Origin of the sequence: Corynebacterium bovis DSM 20582 = CIP 54.80, from assembly GCF_030408615.1 — a bacterium.
GTDB lineage: Bacteria > Actinomycetota > Actinomycetes > Mycobacteriales > Mycobacteriaceae > Corynebacterium > Corynebacterium bovis.
Map to the genome: position 1 here is coordinate 2,057,436 of NZ_CP047187.1, position 23,647 is coordinate 2,081,082.

Genomic DNA, 23,647 nt, shown 5'->3' on the forward strand with positions numbered 1-23,647 from the left:
GTGCGTCCCAGCTTTCGTCGTCGCCGCAGGGTGTGAGACCCTGGGCCGGTGAGAAACACCGCCAGCACCGGCCCCGCCCTGCGTATCGGCCCCGTGGAGCTCCCCTCCCCCGTCGTCCTGGCCCCGATGGCCGGGGTGACGAACGTGGCGTTCCGCACCCTGTGCCGCGAGCAGGAGCTGGCCCGCACCGGGAGCGTGTCGGGGCTCTACGTCTGCGAGATGGTCACGGCGCGCGCACTCGTCGAACGCAACCCGAAGACCCTCCACATGACGACCTTCGCCCCGGACGAGAACCCCCGCAGCCTGCAGCTCTACACGACGGACGCGGAGTACACGTACCGGGCGACGCGGATGATCGTCGAGGAGGACCTCGCGGACCACGTCGACATGAACTTCGGCTGCCCCGTGCCGAAGGTCACCCGGCGCGGCGGCGGGGCGGCGTTGCCGTTCAAGCGCCGGCTGTTCCGGGACATCGTCGCCGCCGCGGTGCGCGCGACGGAGGGCACGGACGTCCCGGTCACCGTGAAGTTCCGGGTGGGGATCGACGACGACCACCACACCCACCTCGACGCCGGGCGGATCGCGGCCGGGGAGGGTGCGGCGGCCGTCGCCCTCCACGCGCGGACGGCGGCGCAGCGGTACTCCGGCGAGGCGGACTGGACGCAGATCGCGCGCCTCGTCGAGCACATGGACGGCACGGGGGTGCCGGTCCTCGGCAACGGGGACATCTTCCGGGCGACGGACGCCCGGGCGATGATGGACCGCACGGGCTGCGACGGCGTCGTCGTCGGCCGCGGGTGCCTGGGCCGGCCGTGGCTGTTCGCCGAGCTCTCCGCGGAACTGCGGGGGCTGCCCGTGCCGGAGGAGCCGACGTTCGGCGAGGTCGCGGACGTCATGGTCCGCCACGCCGAACTCCTCGCCGCCCACGACGGCGAGGAGAAGGCGTGCCGCGACCTGCGCAAGCACGTGACGTGGTACCTGCGGGGCTTCCCCGCCGGCGGTGACCTGCGGCGCACGCTCGCCCGGGTGAGCTCCCTCGCGGAGCTCCGGGAGGCGCTGGCGACGGTGCGGGACAGCGGTCTCGCGGACACCCGCGCCGACGACGCCGACGGCGCGCGGGGGCGGCAGGGCTCCCCCGCGAAGGTGGCGTTGCCGGAGGGCTGGCTGGACGACCCGGAGGACGCGATGGTGCCGTCCGCGGGGGCGGACGCCGAGAACAGCGGCGGCTGACACCTCCCGGTATCATCGGCGGTCATGCGCAGCGCCTACAACGACAACATCGGCGGTCTCGCCCGCGACCTCACGGTCATGTCCGACTACGTCCGGACCATGATGCGGTCCGCCGGCCACTCACTGCTCGACCGCGACCTGTCCGCGGCCGAGGGCGTCGTGAGCTCCATCGACTCGGTGGAGGACCTGCGGTCCACGTGTGAGGCACGGGCCTTCGAGCTGCTCGCCCTCGAGGCCCCGGTCGCCCGGGACCTGCGGCAGGTCGTGTCCGGCTTCCACATCGTCGAGGACCTGGCCCGCATGGCCGCGCTCGCGGTGCACGTGGCGAAGACGACGCGCCGCCGCCACCCGGACGCCGTCGTGCCCGAGGCCCTGGCCCCCTACTTCCGCGAGTTCGTCCGGCTGTCGGACGCGAACAGCGGGAAGCTCCACGAGATCCTCGCGACGTACGAGCCGGAGCGGGCGATGGAGCTCGCCCTCGACGACGACGCGGTCGACGACATCCAGCACCACATCATGCAGCTGACCACCGCGAGGGACTGGCCCCACGGGGTCACCGCGGCGGTCGACGTCGTCCTCCTCTCCCGCTACTTCGAGCGGTACAACGACCACGCCGTGAACATCGGCACGCGGGTCGTGTACCTCGCGACGGGCATGCAGCCCGCCGAGTACGAGGTGTCCCGGCGGACCGAGGAGCAGCAGGCGACGATGCGCGAGCAGTTCAACGAGATCCGCCGGCGGTACGGCGAGGCCTGATCAGCCGAACCGGCCCGAGATGTAGTCCTCGGTCTCCTTCTTCTCCGGGTTCTCGAAGATCCGCTTCGTCGGGCCGACCTCGACGAGGTGGCCGGGCTTGCCGGTCGCCTCGAGGGAGTAGAAGGCCGTCTGGTCGGAGACCCGGGCGGCCTGCTGCATGTTGTGGGTGACGATGACGATGGTGAACTCGGACTTCAGCTCGTGGATGAGGTCCTCCACGGCGAGGGTGGAGATGGGGTCGAGGGCCGAGCACGGCTCGTCCATGAGCAGGACCTCGGGTTCGACGGCGATCGCGCGGGCGATGCACAGGCGCTGCTGCTGACCGCCGGACAGGCCGCCGCCGGGGTTCTGGAGGCGGTCCTTGACCTCGTCCCAGAGGTTGGCGCCGCGGAGCGACCGCTCGGCGACCTCCTTGAGCTTCTTCTTGTTCTTCTCCCCGGCGAGGCGGAGGCCGGCGACGACGTTCTCCTCGATGGACATCGTGGGGAACGGGTTGGCCTTCTGGAAGACCATGCCGATCGTGTTGCGGACGGCGACGGGGTCGATCTTCGGACCGTAGATGTTCTCCCCGTCGAGGAGGATCTCACCGGTGACGCGGGCACCGGGGGTGACCTCGTGCATCCGGTTGAGGGTGCGCAGCACGGTGGACTTGCCGCAGCCGGACGGGCCGATGAAGGCGGTGACGGACTGCGGGGGGACGCTGAGGTTGACGTTCTGGACCGCGTGGAAGTCGCCGTAGTAGATGTCGACGTCCTTGAGGTCGAGGCGCTTGGCCATGATGGGGTCTCCTGGGTCGGGTGGTGGCGGTGGTGGCCGGGGTGGCCGGGGTCAGGTGCGGACGGAGAAGCGCCGCGAGATGATGCGGGCGGCGACGGTCAGCAGGCCGATGATGAGGACGAGGGTGAGGGCGGCGCCCCACATCCGGGCGATGACCTGGTCGTTCGCCTGGAGCTTGTACATCTCGAGCATGAACAGCGGCAGGGAGTTCTGGTTGCCCTCGAAGACGTTCCAGTTCAGCACCGGGGTGGCGCCGACGAGGATGAGGACCGGGGCGGACTCGCCCATGATCCGGGCGACGGCGAGCATGACGCCGGTGACGATGCCGGACAGGGCCGTCGGCAGGACGATCTTCGCGATCGTCTTCCACTTCGGCACGCCGAGGGCGTACGACGCCTCGCGCAGGTCCTGGGGCACGATCCGCAGCATCTCCTCCGTGTTCCGGACGATGACGGGGATCATGAGGAGCACGAGGGCGAGGGACACGGCGAAGCCGGACCGGCTGAAGCCGAAGAGGGTGATCCACAGCGCGTAGATGAACAGCGCCGCGACGATCGAGGGGACACCGGTGAGGATGTCGACCATGAAGGTCGTCATCCGGCCGAGGATCCCGCCCCGGGAGTACTCGACGAGGTAGACGGCGGTGAAGATGCCGATGGGCACGGACAGGACCGTCGTGACGACGGCCTGCGACAGGGTGCCGACGATGGCGTGGGAGATGCCGCCGCCGGGCTTGTTGGACAGCTGGCCGTACATGTCGAACGCCCACCAGTCCGGGCTGAGGATCGTCGGGAGGCCCTTGACGAGCAGGGTCGCGAGGATCCAGACGAGGGGGATGAGGGCGAGGGCCATCGCCGCGTAGACGACGACCGTGGCCACGGTGTTCCGGATCTTCCGGGACGAGGAGATGCCGGTGAAGCGGGGGGTGTCCGCCGGGAGTGCGTGTGTCATCGCGAAAGTCCTACTTCCTGTTGGCGACGACGGCGCGGGCGGCCGCGTTCACCACGAAGGTGAGCACGAACAGCACCAGGCCCGCCGCGATGTACGCGCCGGCCTTGAGGTCGTCGTTGAACTCGGGGGCGGCGTTGGCGATGGCCGTCGCGAACGTCGTGCCACCGTCCATGAGGGAGGCCCGGAACCCGGGGGCGGAGGCGATGACCATGTACAGCGCCATCGTCTCGCCGAGCGCGCGGCCGAGGCCGAGCATCGCGCCGGACACGTACCCGGAGAAGCCGAACGGGAGCACGGCCATGCGGACGACCTCCCAGCGGGTCGCGCCGAGGGCGAGGGCCGCCTCGACGTGCCCCTTCGGCGTCCGGACGAAGACCTCGCGGGCCGTCGCCGCGATGATCGGGAGGATCATGACGGCGAGGACGATGCCACCGGTGAAGATGTTGCGGCTCGTCGAGAACGCCGGGGACGTGCCCTGCTGCCAGTCGAAGAGGAAGAACCCTCCCGCCCAGCCGGACAGCCACTCGTAGAACGGGCCGAGGAACGGGCCGAGGACCTGCATGCCCCAGATGCCGAAGACGATCGACGGCACGGCGGCGAGGAGGTCGACGAGGAACCCGAGCGGCTTGACGAACCGGGCCGGGCAGTAGTTGGAGAGGAACACCGCGATACCCAGGGCGACGGGCATGGCGATGACGAGGGCGACGAGCGAGACGAGGACGGTGGTGAAGAACAGGTTCGGGATGCCGAAGGACATCCAGCCGCCGTCGTTCGTGGCGTACTCCAGGTTCCAGCGCTCGCCGTCGGTGAGGAAGGCGAGGATGCCGTCCCGCTCCCGGGCGAGGGCCGGGACGGCCTGGAGGATGAGGAAGATCGCGATGGCGGCGATGATGACGGTGATGAGCGTGGCGGACCCGGTCGAGAGGAACTCGAAGATCCTGTCACCGGGGCGGCGGACGCCGGTGCCGGACGACGGGACCTGGTTCTCGCCGCGGCCCGGTGTCCCGGGGCGGAGTGAGACCGGGGTGTCCGCCGTCGTCACGGCGGTGGTGTCGGCTGTGTCAGCCATGAAGTGTGTCCTTTATGCTGGCGGCCCCACACGAAACCCCCTGGGCCGGGGTGAGACGGGCTCAGGGGGTGGTGCGGCCGATCCGTGGGGTGGGGACGCGACTCAGGAGATCGCGTCGACAGCCTTCTTCAGCTTGTCCTTGTACGGACCGTCGACGGGGATGTAGCCGGCCTCCTCGAGGTCCGAGCCCTGGTTGTCGAGCATGACCGTGAGGAAGTCCTTGACGCGGTTCTTCGTCTCGTCGTCGTAGCCCTTCGAGCAGACGATCTCGTAGGTCGTCAGCGCGAGCGGGTAGGCGCCGGACTCCTTCATGGCGAACAGCTTGTCCGCGTCGACGATGAGGTCGTTGCCCTGGCCGGAGTAGGACACCGAGGACAGCGCCTTGTTCACGCTGTCGGCGGTGAGCTCGACCGGGCCGGCACCGAAGTCGATCTTCGCCTTGCTCAAGCCGCTGGCGTCGGCGAAGCCGGACTCCACGTAGGTGATCGAGCCGTCGGTGGCCTTGACCTGGTCGGCGACACCGGACGAGCCCTGCGCACCGGAGCCGACCTCCGTCGGGAAGGTCTTGCCCTCGGAGGTCCACACGCCGCCGGACGCGGCCTTGAGGAACTTCTGGAAGTTGTCGGACGTGCCGGACTCCTCGGCGCGGTAGAGCACGCTGATCGGCTTGTCCGGCAGGGTGGCGCCGGCGTTCTCCGCGGCGATGGCCGGGTCGTTCCAGTTCTTGATCTCGCCCTTGAAGATCTTGGCGATCGTCGGGACCGAGAGGTTCAGGGAGTTGACGCCCTCGAGGTGGAAGGCGACGGCGACGGGGCCGACGACCATGGGCAGGTGCCAGGCCGGGTTGCCCTCGCAGCGCTTGGCGGCGTCGGCGGCCTGGTCGGACTTCAGGGGGGAGTCCGAGCCGCCGAAGTCCACCTGGCCGGCGATGAACTGCTTCTGGCCGGCGCCGGAGCCGGTGGCGTTGTAGGCGAGGGTCGCCCCGGGCACGGCGGAGGCGTAGGCGTTGCCGAAGATCTCCATGGCCTTCTGCTGGGAGCTCGCGCCTTCACCCCGCAGCTCGCCCTGGGTGTTGGACATGCTCCCGGCGGACGCCCCGCCGCTCGAGCTGCCGCCGGTGCTGGCTTTGTCGGCGTTCGAGCAGCCGGCGAGGACGAGGGATCCGGCGACGAGGGTGGCAACGGCCACGCCGGTGCGGGTGCGGATGACGTTCACGGTGGTTCCTCCGGGTGTGCAGTGTGAGTCGTGCTGATGTGCACGGCGGAGTCGGGTCGACCCGCCGCTGTGCAACGACCAGTAAGTTATCCGCTGTCAATGGACAAAAGTCGCCCGGCCGGTGAATTCTCCGTGAACTCCCGTATCGGTCCCGCTCAGGACGGGTCCGCAGGTCCCCCCTCGAGCACCCCCCGGTAGACCACGTCGGCGTGTTCGACCCCGAAACCGAGCCGACGGTACGTGGCGACCGCCGGGTCGTTGTCCCCCTCCACGTACAGCTCGACGGCCTGCGCCCCCTCGCGGAGGAGCTCCCCGATGCCGAGCAGCGTCACCGGCCCGCCGAGCCCCCGCCCGCGCGCCGCGTCGGCGAGGCACACGACGTACACCTCCCCGGCCTCCTCCCCCTCCGGCAGCTTCGTCCAGTGGAACCCCAGGCAGCGCGGCTCGTCGCTCCACAGCATGACGACCCCCTCGGGCCGGAACCACGCGGTGTCCCGCGCCGCCCGCAGCGTCTCCACGTCCCAGCCGCCCTGTTCGGGGTGCCAGGCGAAGGCCTCGTTGTTGACGTCGGTCCACTGCCGGTCGACGACGTCACGCCCGTGGCGGTCGACCGCCTCCGGGTACGTCAACACCTCGAGCCCCGCGGCGGCGACCGCGTCGACGGCGGCCTCCGCGCCCCGGGTGAACTCCTCCCGCCGGTCCGACCCCTCCGGGCAGTCGACCCGCATCTTCAGCAGTTCCCGGACGCGCCGCGCGCCGCGGGCCCGGGCGACGGCCTGCGCCGGGGCGAGGTCGCCGTGCGCCCACACGCTGAGGGTGCCGCCCCCGGTCGGGGCGAGGGTCCGGGCGAGGCCCGTCGCCACCCCCTGCCGCCGGTGGTCGGGGTCGACGGCGACCTCCGCGGTGTCCTCCCGGTCGACGGCGAGGACGCCGACGACGCGCCCGTCCGCCGTCTCCGCGAGGACGTGCCGGTGGCCCCGGTCCTCGGTGAGGCCGCGGACGAAGGCCTCCCCCAGCGCCTCGACGCCGTCGGCGGCGGCGACCCGGTCGAGGAGCCCGCGCACGGCACGGCCCCCGTCTCCGGGGCGGTCCTCCAGCAGGTGGTACCGGACATCCTCAGGCACTGGTGCTCCTCCCGTGCAGGTCATGGGGTCAGAGGTCGTCGAGCTCGACGGCCTTGTAGCCCACGTTACGGACCGTGGCGATGACGCGCTCGTAATCGTGGCCGAGTTTCGCGCGGAGCCGGCGGACGTGGACGTCGACCGTCCGGGTCCCCCCGAAGTAGTCGTACCCCCACACGTCCTGGAGCAGCTGCTCCCGGCTGAACACCCGCCCCGCGTTGCGGACGAGGAAGTGCAGGAGCTCGAACTCCTTGTAGGTGAGGTCGAGCGGCCGGCCCTCGACGCGGGCGACGTACGTCACCTCGTCGACGACGAGCCCGCCGATCGCGGCGACCTGCGTGTCCTCCGCCTCCTCGACGGGCACGGGCCGGCGGGTGAGCAGCATCCGCAGGCGCGCGTCGACCTCCGTCGGGGACGCCCCGGGCAGGAGGAAGTCGTCGACCGCCCACGACCCGTCGAGGGCGATGACGCTCGTCTCCTCGATGGCGACGGCGACGGGGAGGTCGGGGTGCGCGGCGGCGACGGCGCGGCACAGGTCACGGGCGGCGAGGAGGTTCGTGCCCGTGACGTCGACGACGCACACGGTGGAGTCGACGATCTCGCGGACGGACGCCGCGCGTTGCGGCAGCAGCTCGACCTCGTGCGGCAGCAGGGCGAGGGAGGGCAGGACCGCGGCGACGTCGTCGGCGTCGGACAGGAGGGACAGTTTCACGGTCCGGCTCCTTCCTCGCCCACGTCGGAATGCCTGTGATGGTACAGGCACGGACGTCGGGTACAACTGTAGGGGTGACTCCACGCAGGCGACGGCTCCTCACCGCCCTCGGCGTCGTCGTCGCGGTGCTCCTCGCCGCGACGGTCGCCGACGCGCTCGTCGCCGCGCGCGCCGAGCACCGCATCTCCGAGCGGATCTACCGCGACGCCCACCTCGCCTCCCCACCGGCGGTCGAGGTCACGGGGTTCCCGTACCTCGGTGCGGTCCTCAGCCACGAGGTCCCGTCGGTCTCGGTCCAGGCGAACGACGTCGACGTCCCCGGGTTCGGGCTCGTCTCGGTGACCTCCTCCGCCCAGAAGGTCACCCTCCCGACCGACGCGGTCGTCTCCGGGTCCTTCACCGACGCCCCGGCGCGGAAGGTCTTCACGAGCCTCCGCCTCGACGGCGTCGCGGTCGGTCGCCGGATGGGGGTCGACGACCTGCTCATCCAGGCCAAGGACGACATCTCGCCGCAGGGGGGCTGGGAGACCGAGGCGGTGTTCGAGGGCACCCCGCGCGGGTTCTCCGAACCGGCGGCGGTCGAGATGCGCCTGCGGATCCGCGAGGGGGACGTCCACATCGTCCCGACGCGCGTCATCCGGGCGCCCCGGGACACCGGCCCCCGCGCCCCCTCGGTCGACGGCGCGGACCTCGACCCCGCCCTGACCCGGCAGATCATGGACACGTTCCGGCTGGACATCCCGGGCAGCTCGTTCCCGCTACGCTCCCGCCCGTCGCGCATCTACACCAGCGGCGGCTCGGTGACCGTCGAGACGGAGCAGCTGTACACCCGGGTGAGCGTCAGCGACCTCGCCCCCCGGGGCCGGGACCTCACCGAGGACGAGACGCCCGGGCTCTGAGCGGACCCTCGTATGCTGGACCGCATGACCGACACGAACGAGACGCCCGACACGAACGAGACAGCACCGCTCAGCGGGAACTCCGCCGTCGACCGCGCCGCCGAGGCCGCGAAGACGACCGGGGGCCGCAACATCCCGACGATCGGCGACCTGCCCGTCGCCGAGGACACGGCGAACCTGCGCCAGGGGCCGAACCTCCACGACGGGCTCCTCGCCCTCCTGCCGCTCGTCGGCGTGTGGCGCGGCGAGGGCCGGGCCGCCCCGGTCGACGGCGAGGGCGCCGAGTACGCCTTCGGCCAGCAGCTCGTCTTCGCCCACGACGGCGAGAACTACCTGCGGTTCTCCTCCCGCACGTGGCGGCTCGACGACGACGGCGAGCCGACCGGCCAGGACATGCGGGAGACGGGCTTCTGGCGCATCGACGCCGACGACCGGATCGAGGTCGTCGCCGCGCACAGCCTCGGCCTCACCGAGATCCTCTACGGCAGCCCCACGACGGAGCGCGCCTGGCAGCTGGAGTCCGCGTCGACGATGGTGACGGAGACCGGCCCGGCGGCCCTCGGCCCGGGCAAGCGCCTCTACGGGCTCATGCCGAACAACAACCTCGGGTGGGTCGACGAGCGCCTCGTCGACGGTGAACTCCGCCCGTGGCGCTCGGCGGAGCTGCGCCGGGTGATGGGCTAGCCGCCGAGCACGGCCCGGTCGACGAGCGCCTCGACCTCGTCGGCGCACGCCGGGCGCGGCAGGACGGTCCCGTCGAGGGACCGGACCCGCGCCCGCCCCCGCACCGAGGACACGAGCCACACCCCGTCGGCGGCGAGGAGGTCGGGGACGCGGAGCTGTTCCTCGTCGACCTCCCACCCCTCGCCCGCGGCGAGGGCGAACAGCGCGGCCTGCGTCGTCCCCGGCAGGACCCCCTCCCCCACCGGCGGCGTGGTCATCCGCCGCCCCCGCACGACGACGACCGACGACGTCGGCCCCTCGAGGACCGTCCCGTCGTCGGAGAGGAAGACGACGTCACCGAAGCCCCGCTCCCGCGCGTGGCGGAGGGCGGACATGTTCGCCGCGTAGGACAGGGTCTTCGCCCCGATGAGCGCCCAGGGGGAGCGTTCGTCGAGGTCGATGCGGTAGCCCCGGTCGGCGGTCATCGCGTCGACCCCCTCCCGCCGGGCCCGCAGCACCGCGTCGGAGACGGGCAGGACCGTGATCCAGCCGGTGGGCCGCCCGGTCGACTCCCGGCCCCGCGAGTACACCCAGCGCAGCGCGGCCTCGCCGTCCCCCCACGTCCGGGCGGCGAGGTCCGTGGCCTCGAGCCACCGCCCCGCGTCCGGCGCGGGCAGGCCGAGGGTCGCCGCGCCCCGGCGGAAGCGGGCGAGGTGCCGGTCGACGTTCCGCACCGCGCCGTCGCGCAGCATCATCGTCTCGAAGACGCCGTCGCCCCGGACGGCGGCGAGGTCGTCGGCGTGGAGGAGGGGGACGTCGGGGTCGTGGAGGGTGCCGCCGCCGAGGACGTCGACGACGCAGCACCGGCTGCCGGTCTGAGGTGTCATGACCCCCGAGCCTAGACGGCGCTACGATGGGGTGCGTGACTGATCCTGAGAGTGCCGTCTCGCCCCTGCTGACCCACGTCGCCGGTGCATCCGCGCAGGACGGCACCGGTGTCGGCGGGGTGACCGCCCGGCACTACGGGGAACCGCTCGTCGAGCAGCTCCGCCTGGAGCGGGGGCCGGGGGTCGTCGACGGCTGGGACCGCACCGCCGTCCTCGTCACGGGCCCGGAGGCGGCGACGTGGCTGAACACCCTGACCTCGCAGAAGCTCGACGCCCTCGCGACCGGCGCCGCGACGTCCTCGCTCATCCTCGACATCCAGGGCCGGGTCCTCCACCACTTCGGTGTCTCGGCGCTGCCGGACGGTCTCCTCCTCGACACGCCGACCGCCGCCGCGGACGCGCTCGCCGGGTACCTGCGCTCGATGGTCTTCTGGGCGAAGGTCGAGGTCACCGTGCCGGACCTCACCCGCCTCACCGTCGTCGGGGCCCCGGGCACGCCCGGCCGGTGCGGGACCGGGTCCCCCGCCGACCCGGTCGTGCCGGGGGCGGTCGCGTGGACGAGCCGCCGGCTCGGGGGGTACGACGCCGTGGACGTGTGGGTCCCCCGGGACGGGGTGACGGCCGCGTGGGACGCCCTCACCGCCGCGGGCGTCCGCCCGACCGGGGCGCTGGCCGGGCGGGCGCTGCGGATCCGGGACCGGCTGCCGGTCCTCGGGGAGGACACGGACGACCGGGTGATCCCCCACGAGGTGCCCGCGTTCATGGGCCCGGGTGCGACGGGGCCGACGCGCCTCGCCGACGCCGCCGACGGCCCGTCGGACGGGGCGGTCCACCTCAACAAGGGCTGTTACCGCGGCCAGGAGACCGTGTCCCGGGTGCAGAACCTCGGCCGGCCGCCGCGGTCGCTCGTCATGATCCACCTCGACGGGACGGCGAACCGGCTGCCGGCCCCGGGGGAGCCGGTCGTCGGCGGGGGCCGGACGGTCGGGCGCGCGGGGGTCGCCGTGCACGACGCCGAGGAGGGGCCGGTCGTCCTCGCGCTCGTCAAGCGCGCGGTGCTCGACGCGCTCGCGGCGGGGACCGACGTGCCGCCGCTCACCGTCGACGGGGTGGACGCGGCGGTCGACCCGCGCGACCTCACGGTGGACGACTCCCCCCGGCCGGGCCGGGAGGCGGTCAGCCGGCTCCGGGGTGCGCCCCGCCGCTGACCACGGCGGACAGGCCCGCGGACAGCGGTTTCGGACAACCGGGGGTTGCTCCGCTATTGTGGTGGCAGGAAGAAACAGACAACGTCAGCACATGAGGGCGGCCCGAACTCCCCGGCTGCCCCGACGAACCAAGGGGGTCAGGCCATGGGTCGCGGCCGTGCCAAGGCAAAGCAAGCCAAGGTTGCTCGTCAGTTGAAGTACAACACTCCCGAGATGGACCTCGAGAGGCTCCAGCGCGAGCTCTCCTCCGAGCGGGAGTCCGCCTCGGCGGACGACTACGCCGAATGGGAGGACTGGGGCCCCGACGACGGGGGCCGCTGACCCTCACGCCCTGGGGTGCTCCCCCGTGAGCACGGCCCGGGGCTCGTCGTCGTTCTCCGCGAGGCGCACCTCGCCGAGACGCCAGCAGTCCACGTGCCGGGCGGTGAGCATCGCCTCGGCACGTTCGGCGTCGTCCTCCGCGACGACGGCCACCATCCCCACACCCATGTTGAAGGTCTTCTCCATCTCCTCCCGGCTCACCCGGCCGAGGGTGGCGATGGTGCGGAAGACCGGTCCCGGCGTCCACGTCCCCCGGTTGAGCTCGGCCGTGAGCCCCTCCGGGATGACGCGCGCGAGGTTCGCGGCGAGCCCGCCGCCCGTGACGTGCGCGTACGTGTGGACGGCGCACTCGTTCGCCAGCGCGAGGCAGTCGAGCGCGTAGATGCGCGTCGGCTCGAGCAGCTCCTCGCCGAGGGTGCGGCCGAAGTCGTTCATGTGCCCGTCGAGGGGCAGCCCCGCCGTCTCCAGCAGCACGTGCCGGGCCAGCGAGTAGCCGTTCGAGTGCAGGCCGGAGCTCGCCATCGCGAGGACGACGTCACCGCTGCGCACCCGGTCCGGGCCGAGGACCTTCGCCTCCTCGACGACGCCCACGGCCGTCGCCGAGACGTCGTACTCCCCCGGCTCCATGACCCCGGGGTGCTCCGCGGTCTCCCCGCCGAGCAGGGCGCAGCCCGCGTCGACGCACCCGGCCGAGATCCCGGAGACGATCTCCGCGATGTGCTCCGGCACGACCTTGCCGACGGCGATGTAGTCCTGGAGGAACAGCGGCTCGGCCCCGCACACGACGAGGTCGTCGACGACCATGGCGACGAGGTCCCGGCCGATCGTGTCGTGCCGGCCCACGGCCTGGGCGACGGCGAGCTTCGTGCCGACCCCGTCGGAGGCGGCGGCGAGGAGCGGTCGGTCGTACTCGCCGAGCGCGAAGAGCCCGGCGAACCCGCCGAGGCCGCCGCGGACCTCGGGGCGCGTGGCCTTCCCCGCGAGCGGGGCGAGGAGCTCGACGGCCCGGTCGCCGGCCTCGATGTCGACGCCGGCCGCCGCGTAGCTGGCGCCGGTCGGGCTGTCATTCTGGTCGGTTGCGCTGTCCATTACACACCTTCGTAGGTTCGGTCGGTTGTCTCTGCGGCGTCCTGCATCTCCCGCACCCGCTCCGCGTTCGGGTTCCCGGCGGGCATCCCCAGCGGGTACACCCCGTCGAAGCAGGCGCAGCACAGGTCGCTGCGGGGCTGGCGGGACGCCCGGACCATCGCGTCGACGGACACGTAGGCGAGCGAGTCCGCGCCGATGTCCTCGCACACGCGGGCGACGGCGTCGTCCTGCGCCACGGTGTTCGCGATGAGTTCGTCGGGCGAGGCGAAGTCGATGCCGTAGAAGCACGGCCACTTCACCGGCGGGGAGGCGATCCGCACGTGCACCTCGGCGGCGCCGGCGTCGCGGAGCATCCGGATGAGCGCGCGCTGGGTGTTGCCGCGGACGATCGAGTCGTCGACGACGATGAGGCGGCGCCCCTCGATGACCTCGCGCAACGGGTTGAGCTTGAGGCGGATGCCGAGCTGGCGGATCGTCTGCGACGGCTGGATGAACGTCCGGCCGACGTACGCGTTCTTCATGAGCCCCTGGGCGAAGGGGATGCGGGAGGCCTGGGCGAAGCCCACGGCGGCGGGCGTCCCGGACTCCGGGACGGGGATGACGAGGTCGCCGTCGGCGGGGGCCTCGGCGGCGAGGAGCCGGCCGATCTCCACGCGGGTGGCGTTGACGGACCGGCCCCGGATGACGGAGTCCGGCCGGGCGAGGTACACGTACTCGAAGACGCAGCCCTTGTGCCGGGTGCCGGCGAAGCGGCGGGACCGGACGCCGTCGGCGTCGATCGCGACGAGCTCCCCGGGCTCGATCTCCCGGACGAACTCCGCCCCGACGATGTCGAGCGCGCACGTCTCACTGGCGACGACCCAGCCGGCGCCGAGGCGGCCGAGGCACAGGGGCCGCACGCCGTGCGGGTCCCGCACCGCGTAGAGCGTCGACCCGTCGGTGAACGTCACGCAGAACGCGCCGTTGACGCGGGGGAAGAGGTCCATCGCCGCGTCCTCGACGGTGCGGGGCTCGCGCGTGTCGTGCGCGAGCAGGGCGCACATGACGTCCGAGTCCGAGGGCTGGGAGTGGGGGTCGACGAGACCCTTCTCCGCGGCCTCGTGCATGAGCTCGAGGTAGTTGACGAGGTTGCCGTTGTGGCCGAGGGCGATGTCCGTCCCGTCCGGTGCCATGCGGAACATCGGCTGGGCGTTCTCCCAGCACGCGCCCCCGGCGGTGGAGTACCGCGTGTGCCCGAGGGCGACGTGGCCCTTGAGGGCGTTGAGCGACTTCTCGTCGAAGATCTGGCTGACGAGCCCGAGGTCCTTGAAGACGACCGTCTGGTCCCCGTCGCCGACGGCGATGCCCGCGGCCTCCTGGCCGCGGTGCTGGAGAGCGTAGAGCCCGTAGTACGTCAGCTTCGCGACGTCCTCCCCGGGGGCCCAGACGCCGAAGACGCCGCACTCCTCGCGGGGATCGGTCTCCCCCCGGTCATCGTAGGGACCTGTCACTGCCGTGTCGGGACATTCAGCGTGTGCCACGACCGCCACCATACCCTGCACGCCGGTGGCCGCCCAAAGGAGTGCTAACGCAGGTCGACGACGGGCAGCCAACGGGCCACGTCGGCGGCGTGCGCGCCGGAGACCTCCGCGCCGGACCCGTCGAGGTCGACGAGCCCCGTCGCGAGGCGCAGCCACGTCAGCGGGTCGCACTGGATGACGTTCGGCGGGGTCCCCCGGCGGTGGACGGTCCCGGCGACGCACTGCACCGCGGCGAACGGCGGCACGCGGACCTCGACGCTGTGCCCGGGGGCGTCCTGCGCCAGGGCGGCCGTCGTCGTCCTGCAGGCGGCGGCGACCGCCTCCCGCGACGGGCGCTCCCCCTCCCCACGCACCCACTCCGCGACGGCGAGCACCGCCGACCGCACCTCCGCACCGTCCACTGTCCGCACCATGACGGGAAGTCTACGGCGTGACGTGACTAGCATGGTGCTGTTGTCGGGAACGGACACGGCACGGCCTCCGACCGCGCGTCCCACCGAGCGGAACACTGACGAGAACTGAACAGAAAGGTCACCCGTGGCAGAGGAGAACACCCGGAACCCAGAGACCGTGATGAGGTTCATGGCCTCCCCCACCGACGTCCTCATGCAGGGGGCGATGGGCGTCCACGGCGGACGCGTGCTGGAGTGGATCGACAAGGGCGCGTACGCGTGCGCCGTCGGCTGGTCGGGGGCGTACTGCGTCACCGCGTACGTCGGCCACATCCACTTCACCCGCCCGATCCCGTCGGGGCACGTCGTCGAGGTCCGCTCGCGGATCGCGTACACGGGGCGGTCGTCGATGCACATCGTCAACGAGGTGCTGTCGGCCGACCCCCGCCAGGGTGTGTTCACCCGGGCGTGCGACTGCCTCGTCATCTTCGTGGCGATGGACGAGAACCGGAAGTCCCTCGCCGTGCCGACGTACGAGCCGCGGACCGAGGAGGAGGTGCGGGTGCGGGACGCGGCCCTGTCCCGCATCCAGCTGCGCAAGGCCATCGAGGAGGAGATGCTCAAGCAGTCCTACACGGACGACTCGACGGCCCCGCGCATGGTCCACCGCTTCATGGCGAAGCCGACGGACGTGAACTGGGGCGGGAACGTCCACGGCGGCACGGCGATGGAGTGGATCGACGAGGCCGCCACCGCGTGCACGATGCAGTGGTCCGGGGAGCGCACGGTCGCCGTGTACGCCGGGGGCATCCGCTTCTACCGCCCGGTGCACATCGGGGACCTCGTGGAGGTCGAGGCGCGGCTCATCCGCACCGACGCCCGGTCGATGTCCGTGACGGTGCACCTGCGGGCGGGCTCGCCGCGCGACGGGGTGGGCAACCTCCCGGTCGCGATCCACGCGTCGACGACGTACGTCGCCGTGGACATCGACGGCCACCCGCTGACGGCCCGCCAGTTCGTGCCGCAGACCAACGAGGACCGTCGGCTCGAGGCCCACGCGGTGACGCTGCGGGAGCTGCGCTCCCACTACGAGCCGCAGCCGCTGGTCAAGCCCGCCGGGGGCGGGCTGCTCTAGCCGCGCCCCCGCCGACGGGGCGTCACTCCACGACGGAGTTGGCGCCGACCGCGTGGCTGAACAGCCGCGGGAGCGTGCCCTCCCACGCGGAGCGCAGCTCCGCCAGGGGCAGGGCGAACTCGACGCCGTCGCCGTCGCGGGACGCACGGTCGTCGAAGCCCCGGTCCGGGTCCGGCACGGCGTTCGTGCTGATCCGCAGCTCGGGCTCCCCGGTGGCGTCGACGGTGCCGGTGCGGCCGACCCACACCCCGTCGATGTGGTGCTCCCGCAGGGTGTCGAGCACGGCGTCGCGCCGGCCGGGGGTGACGGCGAGGAGCACGCGCGTCGCGGTCTCGGAGAACAGGCCGGTGAAGGCCTGCTCGCCCTCGGTGCCGGTGACGGAGCGGTCGAGCGCGAGCATGGGGTTCACGGTGAGCCCCTGCCCGGACTGGACGGCGAGTTCGACGAGCCCCTGCGACAGGCCGCCCTCGGAGAGGTCGTGGGCCGCGGCGACGGTGCCGCGCAGCGCGGACAAGGCCGCGGCGAGCCGCTTCTCGTCGTCGAGGTCGACCCCCGGGGGCATCCCGGCGAGCGTGTCGTGGGCGACCTGCTGCCAGATGCTGCCGCCGAGCTCGTCGCGGGTCAGCGCACCGGCGAGGACGAGGTCGAACTCCCCCGCGGGCACCTGCTGGGGGATGCGCGTGGCGACGTCGTCGATCGTCCCGAGCACCGCGATGACCGGCGTGGGCAGGATCGGCTCGTCCCCGGTCTGGTTGTAGAAGCTGACGTTGCCGCCGGTGACGGGGATGCCGAGCTCGGCGCAGCCGTCGGCGAGGCCGTGGACGGCGTTGCGGAACTGCCACATGACACCCGGGTCCTCGGGGGAGCCGAAGTTGAGGCAGTTGGACACCGCGACGGGCGTCGCCCCGGTCACGGCGACGTTGCGGTAGGCCTCGGCGAGGGCGAGCCGCGCGCCGGTCTCCGGGTCGAGCCGCGTGTAGCGGCCGGAGGCGTCGGTGGCGACGGCGATGCCGCGGCCGGTCTCCTCGTCGACGCGGAGCACGCCGGCGTCGGCGTCCTTCGCGAGGACGGTGTTGCCGCGCACGTAACGGTCGTACTGCTCGGTGATCGCCGCGCGCGAGCACAGCGCCGGGGAGGCGGCGAGGTCGAGCACGGTCCGCCGCAGGTCGTCCGCGGTGGCGGGCCGGTCGAGCGCGGGCTCGGCGTTGAGCGCGGCCTGGTCCGCGGGGACCTCCCACGGCCGGTCGTAGACGGGGCCGTCGTCGGCCATCGACCCGGGGGGTGCGTCGACGACGATCTCGCCCCGGTGCTCGATGACGAGGTTCGTGCCGCCGGTGACCTCGCCGATGTCGGAGGCGGTGACGTCCCAGCGGGCGCAGATCTCCATGAAGGCGTCGACGTTGTCCGGCGTGACGACGGCCATCATCCGCTCCTGCGACTCGGAGGAGAGGATCTCGGCGGCGGTCATGCCCTCGGCGCGGAGGTGGACGTTGTCGAGGACGACGTGCATGCCGCCGTCGCCCGCGGCGGCGAGCTCGGCCGTCGCGCAGGACAGCCCGGCGCCGCCGAGGTCCTGGATGCCGACGACGACGTCGGCGGCGTAGAGCTCGAGGCAGCACTCGATGAGCACCTTCTCGGCGAACGGGTCGCCGACCTGCACGGCCGGCAGCTTGCGCTCCGCCCCGTCCTCGAACGTGTCGGAGGCGAGGACGGACACGCCGCCGATGCCGTCGAGCCCCGTGCGGGACCCGAAGAGGATGACGCGGTTGCCCTCGCCGGAGGCGAAGGCGAGCTTGAGGTCCTCGCTCCGCAGCGTCCCCACGCACAGGGCGTTGACCAGCGGGTTGCCGGCGTAGCTCGCGTCGAAGACGGTCTCGCCGCCGATGTTCGGCAGGCCGAGGGAGTTGCCGTACCCGCCGACGCCCGCGACGACGCCGGGGAGGACCCGCTGCGTGTCCGGGGCGTCCGCCGGGCCGAACCGGAGCTGGTCCATGACGGCGACGGGGCGCGCGCCCATGGCCATGATGTCGCGGACGATGCCGCCGACACCGGTCGCCGCACCCTGGTAGGGCTCGACGTACGACGGGTGGTTGTGGGACTCCACCTTGAAGGTCACGGCGTTGCCGTCCCCGACGTCGATGACGCCGGCGTTCTCGCCGATGCCGGCGAGGAGGTTGCGCTTCATCTCGTCGGTCGTCGTCTCACCGAAGTAGCGCAGGTGGACCTTCGAGGACTTGTACGAGCAGTGCTCGGACCACATGACCGAGTACATGGCGAGCTCGGCGTCGGTGGGCCGGCGGCCGAGGATCTCCCGGATGCGCCGGTACTCGTCGTCCCTGAGCCCGAGCTCCGCGTACGGCTGCTCGACGTCGCCGCCGGTGCGGGCGGCCTCGACGGTGTCGTTGAAGGGGGTTGAGTCTGTCACGGGTGGGCCTCCCCGGCGATGGTCGCGGTCAGGACGGAACGGAAGAGGGTCAGGCCGTCGGTCGAGGGGCCGGTGAGCTCCTCCACGGCGTGCTCGGGGTGGGGCATGAGGCCGACGACGTTGCCCTCCGCGGAGCACACGCCGGCGATCGCGTTGCGCGACCCGTTGTGGTTGACCTCGTAGCGGAAGACGACCTGCCCCTCCCCCTCGAGGCGGTCGAGCGTCTCCGGCGAGGCCTGGAACCGGCCCTCACCGTGCTTCGTCGGGACGAGGATCCGCGCCCCCGGCGCGAACCCGGACGTCCACGGCGTCGAGGTGTTCGTGACCTCGAGGTGGATGTCCCGGCAGACGAAGTGCAGGCCCTCGTTGCGCGTCACCGCGCCGGGGAGGAGCCCCGCCTCCTGGAGGATCTGGAAGCCGTTGCAGATGCCGAGGACGGGCATGCCCTTCCCGGCGGCGTCGACGACGGAGCGCATCGCCGGGGCGAGCGCCGCGATGGCCCCGGCCCGGAGGTAGTCACCGTAGGAGAACCCCCCGGGGACGACGACCGCGTCGACGTCCCGCAGGTCCGCGTCCGCGTGCCACAGGGCGACGGGCTCCGCGCCGGCGAGGCGGACCGCCCGCACGGCGTCGACGTCGTCGAGCGTGCCCGGGAACGTGATGACCCCGACCCGACTCATCGGGCCGCCCCGTCGGTGACGATCTCGTAGTCCTCGATGACGGTGTTCGCGAGGAGCGTCGCGGCGACGCGCTCGAGGTCCTCGGCCGACACGTCGTCGGCGACCTCGAGTTCGAACCGCTTACCCTGGCGGACGTCGGAGACACCGGTGACGCCGATGCGCCCCAGTGCCCGGACGACGGCCTGCCCCTGCGGGTCGAGGATCTCCTGTTTCGGCATGACATTGACTACGACACGGGCCACTGTGACTGCTCCTGGCTCTCCTGGCTCGACGGATGATCGCCCTCATCGTAACAGCCGCCGGTCACGCGGCCACGGCGCCGGCGCAGCCCCGGAACCCCCCGTAGCCGGGCGAGCGGTAGCCGGCCGCCGCCGCGTCGCCGAGCACCCGGTCGAGGGCCTCGACGACCCTCCCGCTGCCCGCGTGGGAGGCGGCGACGGACAGCCGGAGGTCGTGCCGCCGGTCGATGAGCCGCCGGGCGCTCGTGACGACGGTCCGCCGCCACCACGGCGCGGCCCCGAAGCCCTCGCCGAGGGCGAGGACGCGCACGCCCCACCGGGTGCCGTCGCGCAGGCCGTGGACTTCGTAGGCGTCGGCGGCGGTGCGGTAGCCGAGGTCCCGGGCGGCGCTGAGCGCCGGGGCGGAGACCTGCCAGCGCACGGGCGCGACGACCTCCGGCCGGAGGCCCAGCGCGCCGAGCTGCCGCCCGGCGGCGGTGAGCCGCAGCCGGGCCTCGTGGTGGCCGATCCGGCGGAAGTCGTCGACCGGCTCCCCGAGGCCGCCGAGCAGCAGTTCGTGCCCGCGCGCGGCGGAGTCGTGGAGCAGTTCGAGCGTGGCGTCGTCGTCCCCGAGCCGCCACCCGGAGCCCCGCGGGACGATGACGAACCCGGCCCGCACCCCGTGCGCGCGGGCCATGTCCCGGAGGGTCTCGACGGCGGGCACGGTGTCCCGGCGGGTCCCGGAGACGGTGAGGAGGACGGAGGGGGCGTGTGTGCCGGTCATGTCGCGACAGTCTCGTCCACGGACGTGAACGCCCCGTGTCCGGGGCGGCACGGGGCGGTGAACGTCAGGTGAGGGCTCAGGCGGCGCCGACGGCCTCCGGGGTGAACGTGACCTCCCGGTCGAGGACCTGCCGGGCGCGGTCCCGGTCGAGGGTCCCGGTCCAGCGGGCGACGAGCAGGGTGGCGACGGCGTTGCCGGTGAAGTTCGTCAGCGACCGGGCCTCGGACATGAACCGGTCGATGCCGGTGATGACGTCCACGCCGCCGAGCATCTCCGGCCGGTGCGCCTGGAGCCCCGCCGCGAGGGTCGCGATGCCCGCGCCGGACACGCCCGCCGCGCCCTTCGAGGCGACGATCATGAACACGAGCAGGCCGATCTGCTCCCCGATGCCCATGTCGATGCCCATGCCGTCGGCGATGAAGATCGACGCCATCGTGAGGTAGATCGCGGTGCCGTCGAGGTTGAAGGAGTACCCGGTCGGCACGACGATGCCGACGGTCGACCGCTGGACGCCGACGAACTGCATCTTCTGCATGAGCGTCGGCAGGGCGGACTCCGACGACGACGTGCCGACGATGAGCAGGTACTCCCGCCCGAGGTAGCGCAGCAGCTTGAGGATGTTGATCCGGGTGCACGCCCACAGCACGCCGCCGAGGACGACGACGATGAAGATCACGCACGTGACGTAGAACCCGAGCATGAGGGTGAGCAGCGACCCGACGGCGCTGAGCCCGTTGCGGCCGACGACGGCGGCCATCGCGCCGAACGTGCCGACGGGCGCGACCCACAGCACCATCGACAGGACCTTGAACACGACGCCCTGGGCGAGCTCGATGCCGTGGAGCACCGGCGCGGCGGTCTTCTCCGGCATGGACTGCAGCGCGAAGCCGACGAGCAGGGCGATGAAGAGGGTCTGGAGGATCTTCCCCGAGGTCAGGGAGGAGATCATCGTCTCCGGGATGATGCTGCTGATGAACCCGGCGAGGCCCTGGCTCTCGGCCGCCCCGGAGTCGACGAGGGCACGGGCCCGGCTGCCGTCGCCGCTGATGTCGAGGCCGGTGCCGGGCTTGATGATGTTGCCGACGACGAGTCCGACGGCGAGCGCGAACGTCGACATGACGATGAAGTAGACGAGCGCGATGCCCCCGGCGCGCCCGACCGTCGCGGCCTCCCGGACGTGGCCGATGCCGAGGACGATGGTGCAGAAGATGATCGGCGCGATCATCATCTTCACGAGGCCGACGAACATCGTGCCGAGGATCTTGAGGCTCTGCCCCTGGTCGGGGAAGAGGAGGCCGAAGGCCACACCGAGGATCACGGCGACGATGACGCCGATGTAGAGCCAGTGTGTGTGGTCCTTCTTACCCTGTGCGCTCATACCGGGGAAAATACTCCGTGTGGCGCGGATCACCAAGTCACTGCAGGAGTGTCGTCGCCCCCATCCGGTCGAGCTCCCACGCGGTCTCGAACGCCGCCTGACGCCACTTCCCGTACCGCCCGGACACCCCGCCGTGGCCGGAGGACATGTCCGTCCGCAGCAGCACCTCCCCGGAGCCCTCGGCCCCGCGCTCCCGCAGCCGGGCGACCCACTTCGTCGGCTCGACGAAGAGCACCCGGGTGTCGTTGAGCCCGCCGATCGCCAGGATCGGCGGGTGGTACCGCCCGTCGACGTTCTCGTACGGGGAGTAGTCCGCCATGTACCGGTAGACCTCCGGGTCGTGGTACGGGTCGCCCCACTCGTCCCACTCCGTCACCGTGAGGGGGAGCTCCGGCTTGAGCATCGACGTCAGGGGGTCGACGAAGGGCACCACCGCCTCGATGCCCGCGAACCGGTCGCCGGCCATGTTCGCCACGGCGCCGACGAGCAGCCCGCCGGCGCTGCCGCCCTCGGCAACGAGCCGGTCGCGGGTCGTCATCCCCGTGTCGAGCAGGTGGTCCGCCACGGAGATGAAGTCGCGGAACGTGTTGACCTTCTCCAGCCCCTTGCCGTGGTCGTACCAGCGCCGGCCCATCTCCCCGCCGCCCCGCACGTGGGCGACGACGTACACCACCCCCCGGTCCAGCATCGACAGCCGGACGACGGAGAAGTACGGGTCCATCGACGCCTCGTACGAGCCGTAGCCGTAGAGGAGCACCGGGTTCGGCCCGGCCGGGTCGACGTCCGTGCGGTGGATGACGGAGGCCGGGATGCGGGCGCCGTCGTGACCCTCCACCCACATCCGGGAGGCGGTGTACCGGGAGGCGTCGAAGTCCCCGAGCACCTCCTGCTCCCGGCGCAGGATCCGCTCCCCCGTCGCGAGGACGATGTCCCACACCTGCGAGGGCGTCACCCAGCTGGTGTACGCGACCCGGAGGACGGGGCTGTCCCACTCGGCGTTGCCCGCGCTGCCGGCCGAGTACAGCTCCTCGCCGAAGTCGAGGGTGCGGAACTCCCCCCACCCGTCGGTGAGGTCCATGACGGACAGCGTCTCGACGGCGTTCTCCCGCACGGCGAGGACGATGTGGTCGCTGAAGCAGTCCACGCCCTCGACGCGCGCGTCGTCGCGGTGCGGGACCATGACCTCGAGCGCGCGGAGGTCCGCGACGGGCCCGACGGGGCAGCGGGCGAGCCGGCCGTTGGGCAGGTCGCGCTCGTCGTCGTGGAGGACGAGCCACCAGTCGGCGCCGTCGACGACGACGTGGTCGACGTCGTACTCCACCCCTGCCTCCCGCGGCCGGATGCACGTGAGCTCACCCGTGGGGCCGTCGGCCTCGAGGTCGAGGTACCACGTCTCACTGCTCGTCTTCGACGCCGTGCTCACGAGGAGGTACCGCTCGGACCGGGTGGTGCCGACGCCGACCCAGAACCGCTCGTCGTCCTCGCGGAAGACGAGGACGTCGTCCTCCACCGGGGTGCCGACGCGGTGCCGCCAGATCTCGTGCGGCCGCCAGGCGTCGTCGACCCGCTGGTAGAACAGGTGGTCGCGGCCGACCCACGTCACGCCGTAGAACGTGTCGGTGATGACGTCGTCGAGCAGCTCACCGGTCCCGAGGTCCTTGATCCGCACGGTGAAGCGCTCGTCGCCCTCGGTGTCCTCGGAGTAGGCGAGGCGGGTGCCGTCGACGGTGACGCTCGCCGCGCCGAGGGAGTGGAACTCGTGCCCCTCGGCGAGCTCGTTGACGTCGAGGAACACCTCCTCCCCCGCGGCGGCGACCCCCGGCTCGATCTCCGGGGGCGTCCACGACGCGAGCCCCTCCCCGCCGGTCACCGGGATCCGGCACATCCGGGCGTAGGACTTCCCCTCCTCCGTGCGGGAGAAGTACCACCACGCGCCGGAGCGCACGGGCACGGACATGTCCGTCTCCCGGACGCGCGACCGGATCTCCTCGAAGAGGGCGTCCTCCAGGGGTTTCAGGTGGGCGGTCCGGGCGTCGGTGTACGCGTTCTCCGCCTCGAGGTGGGCGATGACCTCCGGGTTGTCCTTGTCCCGGAGCCACTCGTACTCGTCCTGCACGTCGATGCCGTGCATCGACCGGGTGTACGGGATCTTCCGCGGGACCGGTGGGGTGGCCGGTGCGGGGGACGGTGAGGCTGAGGAATCCATGACCGCCGATG

At 72.2% G+C, this 23,647-nt stretch carries 23 protein-coding genes; 7 read left to right on the forward strand and 16 right to left on the reverse strand.

The window, feature by feature from the left end:
• Positions 1–48 precede the first annotated feature (48 nt).
• A complete protein-coding gene (gene dusB, locus CBOVI_RS08400) occupies positions 49–1,230 on the forward strand; it encodes a tRNA dihydrouridine synthase DusB (RefSeq protein ID WP_258165002.1) in 1,182 nt (393 codons plus the stop codon).
• A gap of 24 nt (positions 1,231–1,254) precedes the next feature.
• Entirely contained in the window at positions 1,255–1,986 is a 732-nt protein-coding gene (locus CBOVI_RS08405) for a phosphate signaling complex PhoU family protein (RefSeq protein ID WP_010268320.1), read from the forward strand.
• Here CBOVI_RS08405 and pstB read toward each other — a convergent pair whose 3' ends face one another.
• The 6 genes from pstB to CBOVI_RS08435 all read right to left on the reverse strand — a co-directional run bounded on the left by pstB (position 1,987) and on the right by CBOVI_RS08435 (position 7,831).
• Positions 1,987–2,763 (reverse strand): phosphate ABC transporter ATP-binding protein PstB, encoded by a 777-nt coding sequence (gene pstB, locus CBOVI_RS08410; protein WP_010268316.1) that lies wholly within the window; start codon positions 2,761–2,763, stop codon positions 1,987–1,989.
• Between the two features lie 51 nt (positions 2,764–2,814).
• Positions 2,815–3,714: a phosphate ABC transporter permease PstA gene (gene pstA / locus CBOVI_RS08415; protein ID WP_010268313.1), complete on the reverse strand. Its 900-nt coding sequence runs from the start codon at positions 3,712–3,714 to the stop codon at positions 2,815–2,817.
• Between the two features lie 10 nt (positions 3,715–3,724).
• Positions 3,725–4,783 (reverse strand): phosphate ABC transporter permease subunit PstC, encoded by a 1,059-nt coding sequence (gene pstC / locus CBOVI_RS08420; RefSeq protein WP_010268310.1) that lies wholly within the window; start codon positions 4,781–4,783, stop codon positions 3,725–3,727.
• A gap of 102 nt (positions 4,784–4,885) precedes the next feature.
• A complete protein-coding gene (gene pstS / locus CBOVI_RS08425; protein ID WP_010268307.1) occupies positions 4,886–5,998 on the reverse strand; it encodes a phosphate ABC transporter substrate-binding protein PstS in 1,113 nt (370 codons plus the stop codon).
• Positions 5,999–6,153: 155 nt separating this feature from the next.
• Positions 6,154–7,146 (reverse strand): mycothiol synthase, encoded by a 993-nt coding sequence (mshD, locus tag CBOVI_RS08430; protein ID WP_029157855.1) that lies wholly within the window; start codon positions 7,144–7,146, stop codon positions 6,154–6,156.
• Positions 7,147–7,150: 4 nt separating this feature from the next.
• A complete protein-coding gene (locus CBOVI_RS08435) occupies positions 7,151–7,831 on the reverse strand; it encodes a winged helix-turn-helix domain-containing protein (RefSeq protein ID WP_010268297.1) in 681 nt (226 codons plus the stop codon).
• Positions 7,832–7,905: 74 nt separating this feature from the next.
• On the opposite strand from CBOVI_RS08435, the gene CBOVI_RS08440 reads away from it, so the two are divergent.
• Positions 7,906–8,730, forward strand: coding sequence for an LmeA family phospholipid-binding protein (locus CBOVI_RS08440; RefSeq protein ID WP_010268294.1), 825 nt, complete (start codon positions 7,906–7,908; stop codon positions 8,728–8,730).
• 12 nt (positions 8,731–8,742) lie between these two features.
• On the forward strand, positions 8,743–9,414 hold the full coding sequence (locus CBOVI_RS08445; RefSeq protein ID WP_010268290.1) for a heme-binding beta-barrel domain-containing protein: 672 nt from the start codon (positions 8,743–8,745) through the stop codon (positions 9,412–9,414).
• Here CBOVI_RS08445 and CBOVI_RS08450 read toward each other — a convergent pair.
• The gene (locus CBOVI_RS08450) at positions 9,411–10,280 is read right to left on the reverse strand and encodes an aminodeoxychorismate lyase (RefSeq protein WP_010268289.1); all 870 of its coding nucleotides are present in this window, start codon (positions 10,278–10,280) and stop codon (positions 9,411–9,413) included. The genes CBOVI_RS08445 and CBOVI_RS08450 overlap by 4 nt on opposite strands.
• Before the next feature lie 26 nt (positions 10,281–10,306).
• Between CBOVI_RS08450 and ygfZ the strand changes: the two genes are divergently transcribed.
• Both ygfZ and CBOVI_RS08460 read left to right on the forward strand, forming a co-directional pair.
• Positions 10,307–11,488, forward strand: coding sequence for a CAF17-like 4Fe-4S cluster assembly/insertion protein YgfZ (gene ygfZ, locus CBOVI_RS08455; protein ID WP_010268285.1), 1,182 nt, complete (start codon positions 10,307–10,309; stop codon positions 11,486–11,488).
• Positions 11,489–11,632: 144 nt separating this feature from the next.
• Positions 11,633–11,809, forward strand: coding sequence for a DUF3073 domain-containing protein (locus tag CBOVI_RS08460; protein ID WP_083826033.1), 177 nt, complete (start codon positions 11,633–11,635; stop codon positions 11,807–11,809).
• A 3-nt stretch (positions 11,810–11,812) separates the two neighbouring features.
• Here CBOVI_RS08460 and purM read toward each other — a convergent pair whose 3' ends face one another.
• Genes purM through CBOVI_RS08475 form a run of 3 tightly spaced genes read right to left on the reverse strand, consistent with a single transcriptional unit; the run spans position 11,813 to position 14,831 of the window.
• The gene (gene purM / locus CBOVI_RS08465) at positions 11,813–12,898 is read right to left on the reverse strand and encodes a phosphoribosylformylglycinamidine cyclo-ligase (protein WP_010268280.1); all 1,086 of its coding nucleotides are present in this window, start codon (positions 12,896–12,898) and stop codon (positions 11,813–11,815) included.
• The gene (purF, locus tag CBOVI_RS08470; protein ID WP_050798230.1) at positions 12,898–14,430 is read right to left on the reverse strand and encodes an amidophosphoribosyltransferase; all 1,533 of its coding nucleotides are present in this window, start codon (positions 14,428–14,430) and stop codon (positions 12,898–12,900) included. Before purF ends, purM begins: the two co-directional genes overlap by 1 nt.
• Positions 14,431–14,462: 32 nt before the next feature.
• Positions 14,463–14,831 carry a sterol carrier family protein gene (locus CBOVI_RS08475; RefSeq protein WP_043361418.1) on the reverse strand — a complete coding sequence of 123 codons (369 nt, stop codon included), beginning with the start codon at positions 14,829–14,831 and terminating at the stop codon, positions 14,463–14,465.
• Positions 14,832–14,991: 160 nt separating this feature from the next.
• On the opposite strand from CBOVI_RS08475, the gene CBOVI_RS08480 reads away from it, so the two are divergent.
• Positions 14,992–15,945 (forward strand): acyl-CoA thioesterase, encoded by a 954-nt coding sequence (locus CBOVI_RS08480; protein ID WP_125174335.1) that lies wholly within the window; start codon positions 14,992–14,994, stop codon positions 15,943–15,945.
• A 22-nt stretch (positions 15,946–15,967) separates the two neighbouring features.
• Here the strand turns inward: CBOVI_RS08480 and purL are convergent, their stop codons facing one another.
• From purL to CBOVI_RS08510, 6 genes are all read right to left on the reverse strand, one after another.
• A complete protein-coding gene (purL, locus tag CBOVI_RS08485) occupies positions 15,968–18,370 on the reverse strand; it encodes a phosphoribosylformylglycinamidine synthase subunit PurL (RefSeq protein ID WP_010268265.1) in 2,403 nt (800 codons plus the stop codon).
• The gene (gene purQ, locus CBOVI_RS08490) at positions 18,367–19,050 is read right to left on the reverse strand and encodes a phosphoribosylformylglycinamidine synthase subunit PurQ (RefSeq protein ID WP_010268262.1); all 684 of its coding nucleotides are present in this window, start codon (positions 19,048–19,050) and stop codon (positions 18,367–18,369) included. The genes purL and purQ overlap by 4 nt, the downstream gene beginning before the upstream one ends.
• Complete coding sequence (gene purS, locus CBOVI_RS08495) at positions 19,047–19,292, reverse strand: phosphoribosylformylglycinamidine synthase subunit PurS (RefSeq protein WP_010268259.1); 246 nt, start codon at positions 19,290–19,292, stop codon at positions 19,047–19,049. The genes purQ and purS overlap by 4 nt, the downstream gene beginning before the upstream one ends.
• A gap of 61 nt (positions 19,293–19,353) precedes the next feature.
• Positions 19,354–20,052, reverse strand: coding sequence for a polysaccharide deacetylase family protein (locus CBOVI_RS08500; protein WP_125172539.1), 699 nt, complete (start codon positions 20,050–20,052; stop codon positions 19,354–19,356).
• A gap of 76 nt (positions 20,053–20,128) precedes the next feature.
• The gene (locus CBOVI_RS08505; protein WP_010269214.1) at positions 20,129–21,430 is read right to left on the reverse strand and encodes a C4-dicarboxylate transporter DctA; all 1,302 of its coding nucleotides are present in this window, start codon (positions 21,428–21,430) and stop codon (positions 20,129–20,131) included.
• A gap of 37 nt (positions 21,431–21,467) precedes the next feature.
• Positions 21,468–23,636 (reverse strand): S9 family peptidase, encoded by a 2,169-nt coding sequence (locus CBOVI_RS08510; protein WP_029157881.1) that lies wholly within the window; start codon positions 23,634–23,636, stop codon positions 21,468–21,470.
• Between the last annotated feature and the right edge of the window lie 11 nt (positions 23,637–23,647).

Excerpts from the sequence above, each read along its gene's own strand:
- CBOVI_RS08405 (WP_010268320.1), top strand. The coding sequence starts at position 1,255 with ATGCGCAGCGCCTACAACGACAACATCGGCGGTCTCGCCCGCGACCTC.
- purQ (WP_010268262.1), bottom strand. The coding sequence starts at position 19,050 with ATGAGTCGGGTCGGGGTCATCACGTTCCCGGGCACGCTCGACGACGTC.
- pstB (WP_010268316.1), bottom strand. The coding sequence starts at position 2,763 with ATGGCCAAGCGCCTCGACCTCAAGGACGTCGACATCTACTACGGCGAC.
- CBOVI_RS08505 (WP_010269214.1), bottom strand. The coding sequence starts at position 21,430 with ATGAGCGCACAGGGTAAGAAGGACCACACACACTGGCTCTACATCGGC.
- CBOVI_RS08475 (WP_043361418.1), bottom strand. The coding sequence starts at position 14,831 with ATGGTGCGGACAGTGGACGGTGCGGAGGTGCGGTCGGCGGTGCTCGCC.
- CBOVI_RS08500 (WP_125172539.1), bottom strand. The coding sequence starts at position 20,052 with ATGACCGGCACACACGCCCCCTCCGTCCTCCTCACCGTCTCCGGGACC.
- CBOVI_RS08510 (WP_029157881.1), bottom strand. The coding sequence starts at position 23,636 with ATGGATTCCTCAGCCTCACCGTCCCCCGCACCGGCCACCCCACCGGTC.
- CBOVI_RS08445 (WP_010268290.1), top strand. The coding sequence starts at position 8,743 with ATGCTGGACCGCATGACCGACACGAACGAGACGCCCGACACGAACGAG.
- pstC (WP_010268310.1), bottom strand. The coding sequence starts at position 4,783 with ATGGCTGACACAGCCGACACCACCGCCGTGACGACGGCGGACACCCCG.
- purM (WP_010268280.1), bottom strand. The coding sequence starts at position 12,898 with ATGGACAGCGCAACCGACCAGAATGACAGCCCGACCGGCGCCAGCTAC.
- CBOVI_RS08460 (WP_083826033.1), top strand. The coding sequence starts at position 11,633 with ATGGGTCGCGGCCGTGCCAAGGCAAAGCAAGCCAAGGTTGCTCGTCAG.
- CBOVI_RS08480 (WP_125174335.1), top strand. The coding sequence starts at position 14,992 with ATGAGGTTCATGGCCTCCCCCACCGACGTCCTCATGCAGGGGGCGATG.
- pstA (WP_010268313.1), bottom strand. The coding sequence starts at position 3,714 with ATGACACACGCACTCCCGGCGGACACCCCCCGCTTCACCGGCATCTCC.
- CBOVI_RS08450 (WP_010268289.1), bottom strand. The coding sequence starts at position 10,280 with ATGACACCTCAGACCGGCAGCCGGTGCTGCGTCGTCGACGTCCTCGGC.
- mshD (WP_029157855.1), bottom strand. The coding sequence starts at position 7,146 with ATGACCTGCACGGGAGGAGCACCAGTGCCTGAGGATGTCCGGTACCAC.
- purF (WP_050798230.1), bottom strand. The coding sequence starts at position 14,430 with ATGGTGGCGGTCGTGGCACACGCTGAATGTCCCGACACGGCAGTGACA.
- ygfZ (WP_010268285.1), top strand. The coding sequence starts at position 10,307 with ATGGGGTGCGTGACTGATCCTGAGAGTGCCGTCTCGCCCCTGCTGACC.